This window comes from Nocardia sp. NPDC004573, from assembly GCF_053602135.1.
On the sequence record NZ_JBSGDA010000006.1, the window covers coordinates 161,370 to 176,532 of the forward strand.

15 protein-coding genes are annotated in these 15,163 nt (G+C 68.2%); 10 read left to right on the forward strand and 5 right to left on the reverse strand.

Going from position 1 to position 15,163, the window contains the following annotated elements; translation table 11 throughout:
* Positions 1 to 171 precede the first annotated feature (171 nt).
* On the reverse strand, positions 172 to 1,398 hold the full coding sequence (gene urtA, locus ACWEKR_RS12275; RefSeq protein ID WP_416382528.1) for an urea ABC transporter substrate-binding protein: 1,227 nt from the start codon (positions 1,396 to 1,398) through the stop codon (positions 172 to 174).
* 422 nt (positions 1,399 to 1,820) lie between these two features.
* On the opposite strand from urtA, the gene ACWEKR_RS12280 reads away from it, so the two are divergent.
* Positions 1,821 to 3,650, forward strand: coding sequence for an acyl-CoA dehydrogenase (locus tag ACWEKR_RS12280; protein WP_452354542.1), 1,830 nt, complete (start codon positions 1,821 to 1,823; stop codon positions 3,648 to 3,650).
* Positions 3,651 to 3,799: 149 nt separating this feature from the next.
* Here ACWEKR_RS12280 and ACWEKR_RS12285 read toward each other — a convergent pair whose 3' ends face one another.
* Entirely contained in the window at positions 3,800 to 4,645 is an 846-nt protein-coding gene (locus ACWEKR_RS12285; protein ID WP_452354543.1) for a TetR/AcrR family transcriptional regulator, read from the reverse strand.
* A 74-nt stretch (positions 4,646 to 4,719) separates the two neighbouring features.
* Between ACWEKR_RS12285 and ACWEKR_RS12290 the strand changes: the two genes are divergently transcribed.
* On the forward strand, positions 4,720 to 5,946 hold the full coding sequence (locus ACWEKR_RS12290) for an MFS transporter (protein ID WP_452354544.1): 1,227 nt from the start codon (positions 4,720 to 4,722) through the stop codon (positions 5,944 to 5,946).
* Positions 5,947 to 6,315: 369 nt separating this feature from the next.
* On the opposite strand, the gene ramB is transcribed toward ACWEKR_RS12290, so the two are convergent.
* Entirely contained in the window at positions 6,316 to 7,722 is a 1,407-nt protein-coding gene (ramB, locus tag ACWEKR_RS12295) for an acetate metabolism transcriptional regulator RamB (RefSeq protein ID WP_195084214.1), read from the reverse strand.
* A gap of 93 nt (positions 7,723 to 7,815) precedes the next feature.
* On the opposite strand from ramB, the gene ACWEKR_RS12300 reads away from it, so the two are divergent.
* The 6 genes from ACWEKR_RS12300 (at position 7,816) to ACWEKR_RS12325 (ending at position 12,976) form a co-directional block, all read left to right on the forward strand.
* Entirely contained in the window at positions 7,816 to 9,327 is a 1,512-nt protein-coding gene (locus ACWEKR_RS12300) for an ATP-dependent DNA ligase (RefSeq protein WP_195084213.1), read from the forward strand.
* Positions 9,328 to 9,485: 158 nt separating this feature from the next.
* Positions 9,486 to 10,739, forward strand: a complete 1,254-nt coding sequence (locus ACWEKR_RS12305) for a lipase family protein (protein WP_452354545.1) — start codon at positions 9,486 to 9,488, stop codon at positions 10,737 to 10,739.
* 90 nt (positions 10,740 to 10,829) lie between these two features.
* Positions 10,830 to 12,029 (forward strand): anion permease, encoded by a 1,200-nt coding sequence (locus tag ACWEKR_RS12310; RefSeq protein WP_452354546.1) that lies wholly within the window; start codon positions 10,830 to 10,832, stop codon positions 12,027 to 12,029.
* 10 nt (positions 12,030 to 12,039) lie between these two features.
* On the forward strand, positions 12,040 to 12,324 hold the full coding sequence (locus tag ACWEKR_RS12315) for a hypothetical protein (RefSeq protein WP_195084211.1): 285 nt from the start codon (positions 12,040 to 12,042) through the stop codon (positions 12,322 to 12,324).
* 11 nt (positions 12,325 to 12,335) lie between these two features.
* Positions 12,336 to 12,671 carry a DUF3349 domain-containing protein gene (locus tag ACWEKR_RS12320; RefSeq protein ID WP_195084210.1) on the forward strand — a complete coding sequence of 112 codons (336 nt, stop codon included), beginning with the start codon at positions 12,336 to 12,338 and terminating at the stop codon, positions 12,669 to 12,671.
* A 14-nt stretch (positions 12,672 to 12,685) separates the two neighbouring features.
* Positions 12,686 to 12,976 (forward strand): DUF3349 domain-containing protein, encoded by a 291-nt coding sequence (locus ACWEKR_RS12325; protein ID WP_452354547.1) that lies wholly within the window; start codon positions 12,686 to 12,688, stop codon positions 12,974 to 12,976.
* A 1-nt stretch (position 12,977) separates the two neighbouring features.
* Here the strand turns inward: ACWEKR_RS12325 and ACWEKR_RS12330 are convergent, their stop codons facing one another.
* Together ACWEKR_RS12330 and ACWEKR_RS12335 are read right to left on the reverse strand one after the other, a co-directional pair.
* Positions 12,978 to 13,418 (reverse strand): DUF4254 domain-containing protein, encoded by a 441-nt coding sequence (locus ACWEKR_RS12330; protein WP_452354548.1) that lies wholly within the window; start codon positions 13,416 to 13,418, stop codon positions 12,978 to 12,980.
* A gap of 56 nt (positions 13,419 to 13,474) precedes the next feature.
* Positions 13,475 to 13,873, reverse strand: a complete 399-nt coding sequence (locus ACWEKR_RS12335) for a hypothetical protein (RefSeq protein WP_452354549.1) — start codon at positions 13,871 to 13,873, stop codon at positions 13,475 to 13,477.
* 86 nt (positions 13,874 to 13,959) lie between these two features.
* On the opposite strand from ACWEKR_RS12335, the gene ACWEKR_RS12340 reads away from it, so the two are divergent.
* Positions 13,960 to 14,820: a helix-turn-helix domain-containing protein gene (locus tag ACWEKR_RS12340; RefSeq protein WP_452354550.1), complete on the forward strand. Its 861-nt coding sequence runs from the start codon at positions 13,960 to 13,962 to the stop codon at positions 14,818 to 14,820.
* Positions 14,821 to 14,830: 10 nt separating this feature from the next.
* A complete protein-coding gene (locus tag ACWEKR_RS12345; protein WP_452354551.1) occupies positions 14,831 to 15,031 on the forward strand; it encodes a DUF397 domain-containing protein in 201 nt (66 codons plus the stop codon).
* The last annotated feature ends 132 nt before the right edge of the window (positions 15,032 to 15,163 follow it).

The window sequence follows — 15,163 nt, forward strand, 5'->3', positions numbered from 1 at the left end:
GGTGCATCGTCCATGGTTCCTTCCGGCGGGGCAGGTCCGTCGGCCCTTCTCGCCTGCCCCTTCGGTCCTGTCCGATGCTGCCCGCGGCCCCCCTCATTGCGCTCCGCGTGACCGCCGTGGCGACTGGGTCGCTCGGCGGGCACCGGTAGCTGGGCCGCGGACAGCCGCGGACTACTTCAGGCCCTTGGCCCAGTCGTAGGACTTCAGGTAGGGGTCCGGCGTGACGGCCTTGCCGGAGTCCCACACGGTGTAGATGAGGCCGTCGGGACGGATCTCGCCGATGCGGGCGGTCTTGGTGATGTGGTGGTTGGCGCCGTCGATGGTGACCAGGCCCTCGGGCGCTTCGAAGCTGACGCCGTCGGCGGCGGCCTGGATGTCCTCCACCTTGAACGACTTGGCCTTCTCGACGGTGTTCTTCCACAGGTAGACCGACGCGTAGGCGGCTTCCATCGGGTCCGAGGTCGGCTTGTCGGCGCCGAAGGCGGCCTTGTAGTCGGCGACGAACTTCTTGTTCACCGGGGTGTCGACGGTCTGGTAGTAGTTCCACGCGGTGAGCTGCCCGGCGATGTGCTGCGCACCGATGCCCGCGACCTCTTCCTCGGCGATCGACACCGAGACCACCGGCATCTCGGCGGCCTTCAGGCCCGCGTTGCTGTATTCGCGGAAGAAGGCGACGTTGGAGTCGCCGTTCAAGGTGTTGAACACCGCGCCCGCCTTGGCCGTGCGGACCTTGTTCACGATGGTGGAGAAGTCGGTGGAGCCGAGCGGGGTGTAGTCCTCGCCCTTGATTTCGATGCCGTTGGCGGCGGCGTACGCCTTGATCTCGCGATTGGCGGTCTGCGGGAAGACGTAGTCGCTGCCCACCAGGTAGAGGGAGGTGATGCCCTTCTGCTTCAGGTAGTCCAGCGCCGGGACGATCTGCTGATTGGTGGTCGCGCCGGTGTAGAAGATGTTCTTGCTGTCCTCCAGGCCCTCGTACTGCACCGGGTAGTAGAGCAGCGAGTTCAGGCTCTCGAACTTCGGCTTCATCGCCTTGCGGCTCGACGAGGTCCAGCCACCGAATACCGCCGCCACGCAGTCGGAGCTGATCAGCTTCTCGGCCTTCTCCGCGAAGGTCTTCGGGTCCGAGGCGCCGTCCTCGAGCACCAGATCGATCTTCTTGCCGAGTACGCCGCCCGCGGCGTTGATCTGGTCGACGGCCAGCTTGGTGGAGTTGGCGACGGTGACCTCGGAGATCGCCATCGTGCCGGACAGGGAGTGCAGCGAACCGACCTTGATCGTGTCCTTCGACGTGTCGACGCAGGACGCGGCGCCCGAGCCGGTGGTCGAGGCGTCGTCCTTGGCGCCGCAGGCGGTCAGCAACAGGGCGGCGAGCGCGATGGCGGTGGGCACCGCCATCGCTCGCGCCAAGCGCGGGGAGCGACGGGTGGCACGGAAATCTGGCATGGGGCGAACCCTCTCCTCATCAGGTGTTGCGGCGGCGTCGGCAGGGCGCCGCGTCGAACACCGCCGTCTTCGCCCCGGTCACGGCTGTAGACGGGGCTGTATACAACGGCTGTATTCGTGATGCGAACGGTAGACAGGAGTTGTTGCGCCGGAATATCTCTCGATGACAAGTCCGTTTCGTCTGTTTCGCTCGTGTGAACCTTTTCCGTAAACGTCCGGTGAACAGTTGTGAGGTTCTGGCAAACGTGCTGGCCAGGGTGGATCCGGCTACGGTTGCGTAGCGTCGCCGCGATGCGGCACGCTTCGACTCGTAGACGTCTGAACTGTCCCAATGCCGCGGCGGCGAACCGCGGAACCGAGTCGAGGAGGACAAGGTGGGTCACTACAAGGCGAACCTGCGGGATATCGAATTCAACCTGTTCGAAGTGCTCGAACTGGACAAGCTCCTCGACACCGGCGCCTACGGCGACCTCGATTCCGACACCGTCCGAGAGATCCTGTCGGAGGTTCGGCGGCTGGCCGAAGGACCGGTGGCGGACTCCTTCGCCGCGGCCGATCGCGATCCGGTCGTCTACGACGCGGCCACCTTCTCGATCGCCGTCCCGGAGCCGCTCCGCAAGACCGTCGCCGCCGTGCGCGAGGCGGACTGGAGCAGGCTCGGCATGCCGGAAGGCATGGGCGGCACCCCGGCGCCCGCGGCGCTGGTCTGGGCGGTCGCCGAGATGATCACCTGTGCCAATCCCTCGGCGTCGTTCTTCAACATGGGCCCGGTCATGGCGTCCGTGCTGTACAACGTGGGCACCGAGCAGCAGCGGCATTGGGCCGCGCTCGGCTTCGAGAAGGGCTGGCAGGGCACCATGGTGCTGACCGAGCCCGACGCCGGTTCCGATGTGGGCGCGGGTCGCACCAAGGCGATCCGCCAGGAGGACGGCTCCTGGCATATCGAGGGCGTCAAGCGGTTCATCTCCGGTGCGGAGGTCGGCGACACCGCCGAGAACGTCTTCCACCTGGTGCTGGCCCGCCCCGAGGGCGCGGGACCGGGCACCAAGGGCCTGTCGCTGTTCTACGTGCCGAAGTTCCACTTCGACCACGAGACCTTGGAACTCGGTGAGCGCAACGGCGTGTACGTCACCGGGGTCGAGCACAAGATGGGCCTGAAGTCCTCGCCCACCTGCGAGCTGACGTTCGGCGGTCACGGCATCCCGGCCAAGGGCTGGCTGGTCGGTGAGGTGCACAACGGCATCGCGCAGATGTTCCAGGTGATCGAGAACGCGCGCATGATGGTCGGCGTCAAATCCGCCGGCACCTTGTCGACGGGCTACCTCAACGCGCTCGACTTCGCCGAAGAGCGGGTGCAGGGCGCGGATCTGACCCAGATGACCGACAAGGCCGCGCCCCGCGTGACCATCGTTCGTCATCCGGACGTGCGTCGTTCGCTGGCCATGCAGAAGGCCTACGCGGAAGGGCTGCGCGCGGTATACCTCTACACCGCCGCTCACCAGAACGCCGATGTGGCGCAACTCGTCTCGGGCGCCGACCCGGAGCTGGCCCACCGGGTGGACGATCTGCTGCTGCCGATCGTCAAGGGTGTCGGCTCGGAGCGGGCCTACCAGTACCTGACCGAGTCGCTGCAGACCTTGGGCGGTTCCGGCTATCTGCAGGACTACCCGATCGAGCAGTACATCCGCGACGCGAAGATCGACTCCCTCTACGAGGGCACCACCGCCATCCAGGCGCAGGACTTCTTCTTCCGCAAGATCATTCGCGACCAGGGTGTGGCGCTCGGCCATCTCAACGCACGGATCGCGGCGTTCCTGGACGCGAAGACCGGGCGGTTCGACACCGAGCGCGCACTGTTGCGGACGGCCGCGGAGGACGTGCAGGCGATGGCCGCCTCGCTCACCGGCTACCTGATGGCCGCCCAGCAGAATCCCGCCGAGCTGTACAAAGTCGGCTTGGGTTCGGTGCGCTTCCTGCTCGCGGTGGGCGACCTGCTCATCGGCTGGCGGCTGCTGGTCCAGGCGGAGATCGCGGCTGCCGCCCTGGCCGCCGACGCCCCGGAGAAAGATCGCGCCTTCTACACAGGAAAGGTCGCCGTCGCGAGCTTCTTCGCCAAGAACGCGCTGCCCGCCCTGGCCGCGGTCCGCGGAATCATCGCCGCGCTGGACAACGACATCATGAACCTGGACGAAGCCGCGTTCTAGGTCTCGCTTCGCTCGAAACCTGTGGTTGCGGTGCACTGGGGCACGTCAGTGGCGAGGGCTGCGGAGCGCGCCGTTTCGAAAAGACTCCGCCGGCACTTACGCACGCAGCCGTGGCGGGCGGTATGCCGGCCGACGCGTGGCGGACCGGGTCAGGGCTCGGGCTGGGATAGGAGTCTGAGGACTACGGGCCGGGACAGGGTGCCGGATACCTGGCGGGCGAGATGGTTGGCGCTCGCGCCTGCGGCGTGGGCGGCGCGGAGGGCGGTGGCGAGTTCTTCGCGGGCGGCGTCGGCGGCGGCTTGGGCGTCGCGGAGTCGCTGTGCGGCGCGATCGACTCCGGACGGTTCGTCGTCACTGGTAAACTCATTGACCAGTTCGACCTCGGGCAGGCGGGCTTGCCGTTCACCGGGGGCGGCGTCGCGGCGCATCGCCGCCCTGGCGAACTCCATCAGGAACGCTCGGGTGGCGTCCGTGTCCTCCGCGGCGGCTTCGCCGAGCAGCAGTCTGGTGGTCTGCGGAACCGCGAGCGACCAATTGGCGAGGCCGCACAGGGCCAGCAGCAGGCGGCCCGCGTCGGCGGAGTCCACGTCGAACTGCTCTTGCGCGCGGTCGAATTTCCGCACGTAGTGCGCGGCGCGCCAGCCGTCGATGTCGTGCGCGTCGGCGCCGCGATGCAGCGCCTCCCAGAGCATCAGGCGCAGTAGCTGGGGGTTGTCCCGGTGGTAGTCGTACAGCTTGCCGACGTATGCGCCGGGTTCGGTGTCGGCCAGCGGCTGCACCACCTCGATGAACTCGCGCAGCGTCTCGATCAGGATGACGTCGAACAGCTTGTCCTTGCTGCCGAACAGCCCGTAGATGCGCTCCTTGTTGACGCCCGCCGCCTCCGCGATCCGGTCGACCCGCGCGCCGGCCAGTCCGTACTGCGCGAATTCGTCGCGGGCGGCGCGCAACAGGGCCTGCCTGGTCGCGTCACTGCGTTTCATCGTGGCCGTCATGACGGACACTTTACCATTTCATTAAACCAACTATTTGGTTGACAGCTGGATCGTTCCAGGCCTACCTTCATGTCATGGCTATGCCCACCCTTCACTCCGCGGCTCCGGCCCGGACGCGCACCGGCGACACCTCGGCGCGTGCCCACACCGGGCGCACCCTGCCCTTCTTCGTCTTGGCGGCCCTGCTGGCCACCGGCCAGATGTATGTTCCGATCCCGCTTTTCACCGCCATGCAGGCCGACTGGGGTGTCGGCTCGGCGGCGATGACCTGGATCATCAGCGCCTTCGCCTTCGGCTACGCCGGTGGCTTCGTCCTGTTCGGCCCGCTCTCGGATCGCTACGGTCACCGCCGGGTGCTGGTCACCGGGATGCTGGTGGCCGCGGTGGTCACACTGTTGACCGGGTTGGCGTTCAGCGCGCCGCTGGCCGTCGGCCTGCGCGTGGCGCAAGGCCTGGTGGTCGGCTCGATTCCGCCCGCGATCATGGCCTACGTGGCGACGCGCATCGCGCCGGCGCATCGGGCTGTGGCCACCATGTCGGTGGCCACGTCGTTCCTGGCGGCGACGGTCGTCGCGCAGATCGTGTCCCAATGGATGGTCGGCGCGTTCCCGTGGCGCACGGTATTCGTCGCCTCCGCGCTCGGCTTCGCCGCACTCGCGCTCGTGCTGTGGTCCGCGCTGCTGACCGACGCGCCCACCGGCCGGGACAAGCCGCTGCGGCACAGCTACGCCGCGATTCCCGCGGTGCTGCGTATCCGGGCGCTGGTGCCGATGCTGATCGCGGGCGCGATGAGCATGGCGGTGATGGTCGGGGTGTACACCGGCCTGGAACTGACCGGAGTGGTCCGGGGTTCGGGTGAACTGCTCGCGTTGCGCGCTGGCGCGCTGCCGGTGATGGTCGCGCTCCCGCTGCTCGCGGTGCCGCTGGCCAGGCTGTCCAAGCACGGTCAGATCGTGCTGGGCGTGCTGATCGCCGCCGCGGCGATGGTCATCGCGACCTTCGAGGGGGCCCATCCGGTCGTCCTGGCCGTCTTGCTCGCCGTTCTGGTCGGCGGGCTGGGCATCATCGCACCGGCCGTGTTGCAGAGCGCGGGCGAACTGGGCGGCGAATCCCGTGCCGCCGCCATGTCGGTCGCGATGTTCAGCTTCTATGTTGGCGCGACCATCGGCCCCCTGGTCGCGGCCGCCGCCGCGCCCCACGGTTTCGCGGCTCTGGCCTCGACGCTGGCGCTCCTGCTCGTCGCGGCGCTGGCGATGACGGTGGTCGGTCTCCGTATGCAACGCCGGGCGCAAGCCGCCTGACCATGACGTCCGGCCGGTCTCGTGTCGCGAGACCGGCCGGATATGTATTCAGGATCAGCGACGTACCGCAACGGACATGTACTCGAGACCAGCGATATACCGCAACGACCTGGCCGGTAAACGGGTCGTCCCCCATGACCACGCATCCCCGGGCCACTTCGCGCAGCATCGCGACCGCGGCGGCACGCGCCCGGCCGGGTTCGGCGTCGACAGGGACACACGCCAGACGACCGCAGAGCATTCCGCCTCGCGTGTCCACGACGCTGTGACGCCAACCCTCCGGCGTCGCGATCAGCGGTATCAGGGCGGGCATGGGGTACCGCGAATCATCCGGTCCGGTCACGGCGACAACCCGCGGAACCCGTGCGGCTACTTCAGCACGTAAGGCGAAACCGAGCTGCGGTGCTCGCTGATGTCGAGCACCTTGCCCAGCGGCGGGAACGCGCGCTGCGGGCAGTTGGCACGTTCGCAGACCCGGCAGCCCGCACCGATCGGCGTCGGCTGCACTTCATCGAGATCGATGCCGTCGGCGTAGATCACGCGGGCCGCGTGGCGCAGCTCGCAGCCGAGGCCGATGGCGAAGGTCTTGCTCGGCTGTCCGAAACGCGTGGCGCGGCGTTCGACGGTGCGAGCCACCCAGAGGTATTTGCGGCCGTCGGGCATCTGCGCGATCTGCGTCATGATCTTGCCGGGGTAGGCGAAGGTCTCGTAGACGTTCCACAGCGGGCACGTGCCGCCGCTGGAGGAGAAGTGGAAACCGGTGGCGGACTGGCGCTTGGACATGTTGCCCGCCCGGTCGACCCGCACGAACGAGAACGGCACGCCGCGTAGCGACGGTCGTTGCAGCGTGGAGAGCCGGTGACAGATGGTCTCGTAACTCTGCGTGAAGAACGCCGACAACCGTTCGATGTCGTAGCGGAAATCCTCGGCCACCTCGTGGAAATGCGTGTACGGCAGCACCGTCGCCGCGGCGAAGTAGTTGGCCAGCCCGAGCATCGCCAGTTTGCGGGCGTCCTCGGATGCGAAATTGCCCTCCTCGACCAGCTTCTCCAGCAGCTCGCCGCACTCGAAGTAGGCCAGCTCGGCGGCCAGTTTGAAGGTCCGCTGCCCGCCGGACAGATGCGGCGCGATCTCCAGGGTGCGGGTCTGCGGGTCGTAGCGGTGCAGCACGCCCTCGCCGAGGTCGATGCGCTCGGTGATCCGCACGTCGTGGCCGCGCAACATCCTGGCGATCTCGCTGTTCACGTCGCCGCCGTGGAAACGGATGCGGGTGGTCAGGTCCTCGGCGGCGGTGTCCAGCTCGTGGATGTAGTTCTGACGCTGATAGAAGTAGTCGCGCACTTCCTCGTGCGGCTTGCTGATCGCGCCGCTGCCCGCGCCGTCGGCGAACCGGTCCTCGGTGGCCGCGGCCAGCTGGGCGGAGGTGTTGCGGTAGCGGTTGTGCATGTTGACCAGCGCGCGGGCCATGCTCGGGTGCGCCGAGACCATATCCGCGATCTCCTGGGCGTCGGCCTCGATACCCAGTTCCTCGTCCATCACGACCTCTTGGAGCTCGGCGATGAGCCTGGTGTCGTCCTGGGCGGAGAAGAAGGTCGCGTCGACGCCGAACACGTCGCTGATCTTCAGCAGCACCGGCACGGTGAGCGGGCGCACATCGTGCTCGATCTGGTTGAGATAGCTCGCCGAGATCTCCAGCTGCTGGGCGAGCGCGACCTGGCTCAGCCCGCGTTCGGTCCGCAGCTGACGCAGCCGAGCGCCGACGAAAGTCTTGGCCATGCGTCCAGCTTATGGCGGCTTTCGCATCCGTGCCAATTTCCGATTAACACTCCTCGCGAACAGGTGTCGGACCCGGCGGCTACCGTCGGCAGGGTGTTGTTCTCGGATGTCGTCGTGGCCTCGGAGACCGTGCGCGCGACCAGGTCACGCAAGACGAAGATCGCCGCGCTGGCCGGGCTGCTCACCGCGGCCGCCCCGGAGGAGCTCGCGCCCGTCGTCGCCTGGGCGTCCGGCGAGCTACCGCAGGGGCGGATCGGCACGGGCTGGCGCACGCTCATCACGCTCGACCACCCGCCCGCGCCGGTCGCGACGTTGACGGTCTCGGCGGTGCACGCCGCGTTGACCGAACTGGCCGGCACCTCCGGCGCCGGGTCCGCCGCCCGCCGCAGGGAGTTGCTCGCGGCGTTGTGGTCCGCGGCGACGGCGGACGAGCAAGGCTTCCTGCTGCGCCTGCTCACCGGGGAACTGCGCCAAGGAGCGCTCACCGCCGTGGTCGCCGAGGCCGTGGCGGTCGCCGCCGAGGTGCCGCCCGATCTGGTGCGCCGGGCGTACATGCTGTCGGGCCGATTACCGGTCACCGCCGTCGCCGCGTTGACCGGCGGCGCCGCCGCGCTGGCGGAATTCCGGCTCGAAGTCGGCCGTCCGATCCAGCCCATGCTCGCCTCGCCCGGCGCGACCCTGGACGAGGCGATGACCGAGTTCGCGGGCGAGGTGAGCGTCGAGCACAAGCTGGACGGCGCCCGCATCCAAGTGCACCGGGACGGCGATCGGGTGCGGATCTTCACCAGGACGCTGCGCGAGATCACCGCGGGTGTCCCCGAACTGGTCGAGCTGGTCGCGGGTCTGGACTGCACGAGCGTCGTGCTGGACGGGGAGACGCTGGCGCTGACCGATGCCGGGCGGCCGCGTCCGTTCCAGGAGACCATGAGCCGCTTCGCCGAGGTGAGCTCCACCCGGGAGTTGCTGCTGCACCCGTACTTCTTCGACTGCCTGCACCTGGACGGCCGGGACCTGCTCGACGCCCCACTGTCCGAGCGGCGCGCCGCGCTGACGCGGGTGGCGGGCGAGCACACCATCCCCGCCCTGCTGCGCCCGGATGCCGAGGCGGCCGCGGAGTACTTCGACGCCGCGCTGGCCGCGGGCCACGAGGGCGTCATGATCAAGTCGTTGACCGCGGCGTACGCGGCGGGCAGGCGGGGCCGGGCCTGGCAGAAGATCAAGCCGACGCACACCCTCGACCTGATCGTGCTCGGCGCGGAGTGGGGTTACGGCCGCCGCACGGGCTACTTGTCGAACCTGCACCTCGGCGCGCGCGACCCGGAGACCGGCGAGCCGGTCATGGTGGGCAAGACGTTCAAAGGACTCACCGACGCGCTGTTGCAGTGGCAGACCACCGAATTCCCGCGCCACGAGCGCTCGCGCGATCAGCACACGGTGTATCTGTGGCCGGAACTCGTGGTGGAGATCGCCCTGGACGGCGTGCAGGTCAGCCCGCGCTATCCCGGCGGTGTCGCATTGCGGTTCGCCCGTGTGGTCCGGTATCGCCCGGACAAAGAACCGGCCGAAGCGGACACCATCGATACCGTTCGCGCGCTGCTGCCCTGATGTGAAGCGCGCACGCTCCCGCGGCGGGCGCGTGTCGGGCGGCCGGGCACGTCGAGCCACTGTAAGTATGGGCAGCGCAAGGTTCCGGATGGCCGCCACAATGCAGTGGTCCGGTCGGTTCGAACTTCCGGACAAGGAATCGGCGGGTGGGTGGGATGATGCGAATTCTGCGGTGCCGGCGGTATGTCCGGCTCGTCGTGGCGCTGCTGGGCGCCGTGGCGGTGAGTGCGGTCGGCACGCCCGCGCAGGCGAATCCGATCGAACAGTTCCTCACCCCGTCGCGGGAGTATTCCGGCATCCTGCCCACGCCACTGGGGGATGCGTTCTATACGCCCCCGCCGGGGTTCGAAAGTCTGCCGCCGGGAACGATCCTGGCGTCCCGCCGAGGTGGTACCGGCCTGACCCTGTTGCCGTTGCAGTCGACCGAACTGCTGATCCGGTCCACCGATTCCAAGGATCGTCCGGTGCCCGTGGTCGCGACGTTGCTCGTGCCGCGAGCGCCGTGGTCCGGGCCGGGACCGCGCCCGGTGCTGTCGCTGAATGCCGCGATCGACTCGCTCGGGCATCGCTGCGCGCCGTCGTACGAGCTCAGGAACGAGTTGTGGGCCGAGTTGTGGGCCGCCCAGATTCCGCTGTCCAAGGGCTACGCGGTGCTCGTGCCGGACCATCAGGGCCCGCGGCAGGCCTACGCGGCGGGGCTGATGGCCGGGCACGCCGTGCTCGACTCGATCCGGGCCGTGGTGAACACGCCGGAGTTCGGATTGCGACCGGATGCTCCGACCGTGGTCACCGGCTACTCCGGCGGAGCCATCGCGAGCGGGTGGGCCGCTCAACTGGCCCCCCGCTACGCGCCGGAGCTCAATTTGGTCGGCGCGGCGTTCGGCGGTGTCCCCGCCGACTTCGACCTGCTGCTGTCCACCATGAACGGCCGCAACGCCGCGTCCGGAGTTTTCCTCGCCGCGACGCTCGGCCTGGCGCGGGAATACCCGGAGCTGCTCGATCTGATGAACGACGACGGCTGGCGACTGGCCCAGATCGGCAAGGATCTGTGTATGGTCGCGGAGGAGTTCGGCGGTGTCGTGGCGCCGATTCCGGTGCAGGCGCTCACCCATGCCGCCGCGCCCACCGAGCTGCCGATGGTCAGGGAGATCATGACCGCCAATCGGCTGGGCGCGAGCGCGCCGACGGTGCCGGTGTTCCTCTATCACGGCACGCACGACCCGTGGGTGCCGCTCGCGGGGGCGGAGAAGCTCTACGCGGACTGGTGCGGCGCCGGGACGCCGGTGGACTTCCAGGTCTATCTCGGCGAACACTTCGTGGTCGGCCTCAGCGGCATCCCGGGCGCGAACTCGTGGATCGACGATCGGTTCGCCGGCCGGCCGGTCGCCCCGAACTGCACGCGAACCGGCTGAACTGGGCGAACCAGACTAGCCCATGCGTGTCGGACGAACTTCCGGTAACCGGCATGACCATCGCGTTCGGGGGTGCAGCACACTGGAGGCGTGACCGTCGAATTACTGGTTCTGCTGATCGTCATCGTCACAGCACTCGCCTTCGATTTCACGAACGGTTTCCACGACACCGCCAACGCGATGGCGACCTCGATCGCCACCGGCGCGCTGCGGCCGAGGGTGGCGGTCGCGCTCTCGGCGGCGCTGAACCTCGTCGGCGCGTTCCTGTCGGTGGCGGTGGCCGCCACCGTGGCGAAGGGCATCGTGCGGCTCGATGCCGTCGGCGGCCAGGACCTGATCGTCATCGTGTTCGCCGGTCTGGTCGGCGGGATCCTGTGGAATCTGCTCACCTGGCTGTTCGGGCTGCCGTCGAGTTCGTCGCACGCGCTGTTCGGCGGTCTGATCGGGGCGACGCTGGCCGCGCTCGGCTGGAGCGGGGTGATCTGGGCGTCCGGGTCCGACGGCGTGCTCACCAAGATCGTCCTGCCCGCGGTGCTCGCACCCGTCGTCGCCGCGCTGGTCTCGGCGATCGGCACCTGGCTGGTGTACCGGATCACGCGAGCCGCCGAGGAGGAGAAGGTCACCGAAGGCTTCCGCTGGGGGCAGATCGGCTCCGCCTCGCTGGTCTCGCTGGCGCACGGCACGAACGACGCCCAGAAGACGATGGGCGTGATCTTCCTCGCGCTGGTGGCGCACGGCACGCTCACCAAGGACGACGAGCTGCCGCTGTGGGTGATGGCCGCGTGCGCGCTGGCCATCGCGGCGGGCACCTACCTCGGCGGCTGGCGGATCATCCGCACGCTGGGCAAGGGCTTGGTCGAGATCGACTCGCCGCAGGGACTCGCGGCGGAATCCGCCTCGGCCGCGATCATCCTGACCTCGGCGCACTTCGGGTTGCCGCTGTCCACCACGCAGACCGCGACCGGCTCCATCCTGGGCACGGGTCTGGGCAAGGGCGCCGAGGTGCGCTGGGCCGTGATGGGGCGGATGGTGGTCGCGTGGTTGCTCACGCTGCCGCTGGCCGCCGTGGCCGGGGCGATCTGCTGGGCCATCGCACATCTCATCGGCGGGCTGGCCGGTGTGCTCGTGGTCTTCGGCATCCTGATCGGGCTCTCGGCGCTGATGTACGTGCGGTCGCGGCGCGACCCGGTGCATACCGGCAATGTCAACGAGTGGCCGGGGGACGGGGCCGAGCCGCCCCCGGTCGCGCCGGACCGGCCAACGCCGGACTCGAACCGATCGCAGGTGTAGGAGGATCAGCGTGCACACTCTCGTCACGAATGCGAACGCGCTGTGGAAAGTCACCCTGGCCGGGCTGGTGCTCGGCGCAGGTCTGCCGATGATCTTCGCGGTCGGTGTGCGGTTCTGGTCGATGACCGGGACGACCGACGCGGGTACGGGCACGGTGCGGCGCAACTATCCCGCGCTCGCGGTCGCGCTGGCGTGCTTCGTCCTGGTCGTGGTGGCGATCGTCGGCGGAATCCTGTACACCGCGAAAGCGTTCTTAGCCGCCAGATTCGGCATCCATTTGTTCGGCCAGGCGTGAGGAGTGCCAGCGTGACGGATCCAGTGAAACCGGTCCCGGTCCGGCCGAAGTTGCTCGGCAAAGTCGTGGGCTGGCTGCGCGCGGGCTATCCGCAGGGCGTTCCGCAGTCGGATTACGTGGCCTTGTTCGCCGTGCTGCACCGGCACCTCACCGACTACGAGGTGGTGGCGATCGCCGAGGAACTGGTCGCGTCCAATCCGTCCAGCCAGATCACGCACGCCGAGATCGAGGAGGCCATCGCCCGCGTCGCCAAGGAACAACCGGACGAGGGCGACGTCGCCCGCGTCGCCTCCCACCTCGCCGCAGGGGGATGGCCGCTGGCCGATCCGCCCGCCGATTCCGACTGACCGAGCCGCCGCCGATGCCCCCCTTCCTCGCCGCGATCATCGGCTGGCTGCGGGTTGGATACCCCGACGGCGTGCCGGAGGCCGACTACATCCCGCTGCTCGCTCTGCTGCGCCGCCGCCTGTCCGACGAAGAAGTGGCCCGGATCGCCGCCGAGCTGACCGGCACCGGCGGCGCGGACATCGACCAGACCGACATCCAGGTGATGATCACCAAGATCACCAACGACATGCCGTCCGAAGCCGACGTGGCCCGGGTGCGCGCCCGGGTCGAGGCCAATGCCTGGCCGGACCCGGATTCGGCCTGAGTCAGATCTGTTCGCGCGGGCCGCTGAGGTAGGGCAGGCGGCGTACGCCCGCTGCGACTTCGTATGCGAGATCCTCGTAGCCGAGCGCCAGTTCGGCGAGGCGCTCCCAGGCGTTGTGTACCGCCCATTCCGGTGCCCCGGACAGGATTTCGTGCGCGCAGGCGAAGAACTGGGCGAGCCGGTCGACCACCATCCCCACGGTTTCGGTATGCATGTGCGCGCCGCCGTGTGGCGGCGGCGCCTCGGTGGCGACCCAGCGGTCGATGGCGAGCACGAGGCGGGCGCGGTGCTGGTCGATGTCGTTCGTGCCACCCAAGTCGCAGCGCAGCCTGCGCTCGTGCAAGCCCGCGAGTAGGTGAGCGGATTCCAGGATCGGGTGCGCGCGACGCGGCGCGATGCGGCAGGCCTGCAGGACGAGCTCTTTGGTCGGCAGTGGTTCCACTGCGATAACCCCCTGGATCGAATGGTCGCGCCGGGCGTCACGCGAGACGCGAAGGATCATCGACGATGCCGCCCGCCCGGACGCGGCAATCGGTACCGATCGCGCAACGGCTCGGCTTCCCAGGGTGATTCGAGGACGACGAGCCCTACGGTTTCCAGTACCGTGAGCCCGACGCGGCGGGCCAACTGCTCCGTCAGCGAAACCATTTCCGCCGCTTGGATGGCCGCCGTCGCCTCCTCCGTGGTCACCATCCGGCCACGCAGATAGGACACGACCCACGCGTCGTCACTGACCCGCCGCGCCTGATGCGGCGTCTGATCGCTCACGATCCACGTCCGGTCGACGACGTGCACAGACATCGGAACCCCCTCATCCCCGCCGAGCGGGGAGTCGTGCAGAGCCCCCGCTGTGATGCGCAACACAGAAAGCTTAGGTGTGGTGACGCGATAGGTCAAGTTGACCAGTCAATTTGACAAACTCGCCCGGCTGTGGATGGGGGTACGGTCATCTGCACGAACAGCCGGAAGGACTGCAACGGACGATGGCACCACTCTCGCCCACGGTGGCGCGCTGGGAGCTCATGCTCCGGATCAAGCGCCGCCGCACGGAGTTCGACGTCTCCGCGTCCGTCATCGCCAAGGAACTCGGGTTCACGCTGTCGTACTGGTCGAAAGTGGAGAAAGAACGCGTCCTGGCCGAGGACAAACTGCGGAAGCTGATGAGCCTGCTCGAGTTCGACCCCGAGGAACGCGAGGAGATGCTGCGGCTCCGCGATATCGCGAAGCGGCGCGGGTGGTGGTCGGAGTACGCGGATCTACTGTCGGACGAGGTGATTCGCCTCTATGGGTTGGAGCACGGGGCGCAGAGCGTCCGGAGTTACACGAGCATCTTGGTTCCAGGTCTATTGCAGACGGAGGATTACGCGCGTGCGGTGATCGCCAACGACCGGGCGCGGATTCGGCAAGTGGAGATTGATCGCTGGGTCGAAATCCGCATGCGCCGCCAGAAGCGGCTCCTCGGGCCGGATCCGCTCCAGGTCACCGCGATCGTCAACGAGGCTGCGCTGAGCCAGCGCACCGGTGGTATCACTGTCCTGCAAAGTCAACTACGTCATCTACTCTCGATCCTCGAGACGCATGCCGACACCGTCGACATCCGCGTCATACCGTTCGACGCGCCGGGTGGTGCGTTGCTCACCGGTGCGTCGTTCCACCTGCTCGGGTTCGAGAACGCGCTTCTGCCCGATGTCGCGTGGACCGAGACCCTGGTCCATCTCGGAGTGATCGAGGAGGCCGAACCGGTGCGCCACCTCACGACCATGTTCGGCACGGCTTTCACCGAGCACGCACTTTCGCGGAACGAGTCGATAACGGTGATCGAACGCAGACTCGCCGCGCTGTAGCGTGAGCGGCATGGGGAGCGCAGCCGGCTGGTTCAAGTCATCTCATTCGAACGACAGCACCGCATGCGTCGAAGTGTGCTTCGACGGCGGTCGAGTGCTGATTCGGGACAGCAAGTTTGCGGGAGCACCCGGCGCGTCACCCACGCTGGCGTTCACACCGACCGAGTGGGAAACATTCACCGCGGCGCTCCGCGCCACCGACCTCGCCTGACGCATCTCCCAGCCGACTCTCAGCTGCGCTACATCCGGCACACAGTTCCACCCGGAAGAGTGTCCCCGTCGATGCGAAGCGATCCATCGACAGCCTCACCGGTGGGCAACTGCCCTGCCCACCACCCCGACC

Bases quoted from the DNA above. Each gene is read 5' to 3' on its own strand.
- urtA (WP_416382528.1), bottom strand. From the start codon at position 1,398: ATGGCGGTGCCCACCGCCATCGCGCTCGCCGCCCTGTTGCTGACCGCC.
- ACWEKR_RS12285 (WP_452354543.1), bottom strand. From the start codon at position 4,645: ATGACGGCCACGATGAAACGCAGTGACGCGACCAGGCAGGCCCTGTTG.
- ACWEKR_RS12290 (WP_452354544.1), top strand. From the start codon at position 4,720: ATGGCTATGCCCACCCTTCACTCCGCGGCTCCGGCCCGGACGCGCACC.
- ramB (WP_195084214.1), bottom strand. From the start codon at position 7,722: ATGGCCAAGACTTTCGTCGGCGCTCGGCTGCGTCAGCTGCGGACCGAA.
- ACWEKR_RS12305 (WP_452354545.1), top strand. From the start codon at position 9,486: ATGCGAATTCTGCGGTGCCGGCGGTATGTCCGGCTCGTCGTGGCGCTG.
- ACWEKR_RS12325 (WP_452354547.1), top strand. From the start codon at position 12,686: ATGCCCCCCTTCCTCGCCGCGATCATCGGCTGGCTGCGGGTTGGATAC.
- ACWEKR_RS12340 (WP_452354550.1), top strand. From the start codon at position 13,960: ATGGCACCACTCTCGCCCACGGTGGCGCGCTGGGAGCTCATGCTCCGG.
- ACWEKR_RS12345 (WP_452354551.1), top strand. From the start codon at position 14,831: ATGGGGAGCGCAGCCGGCTGGTTCAAGTCATCTCATTCGAACGACAGC.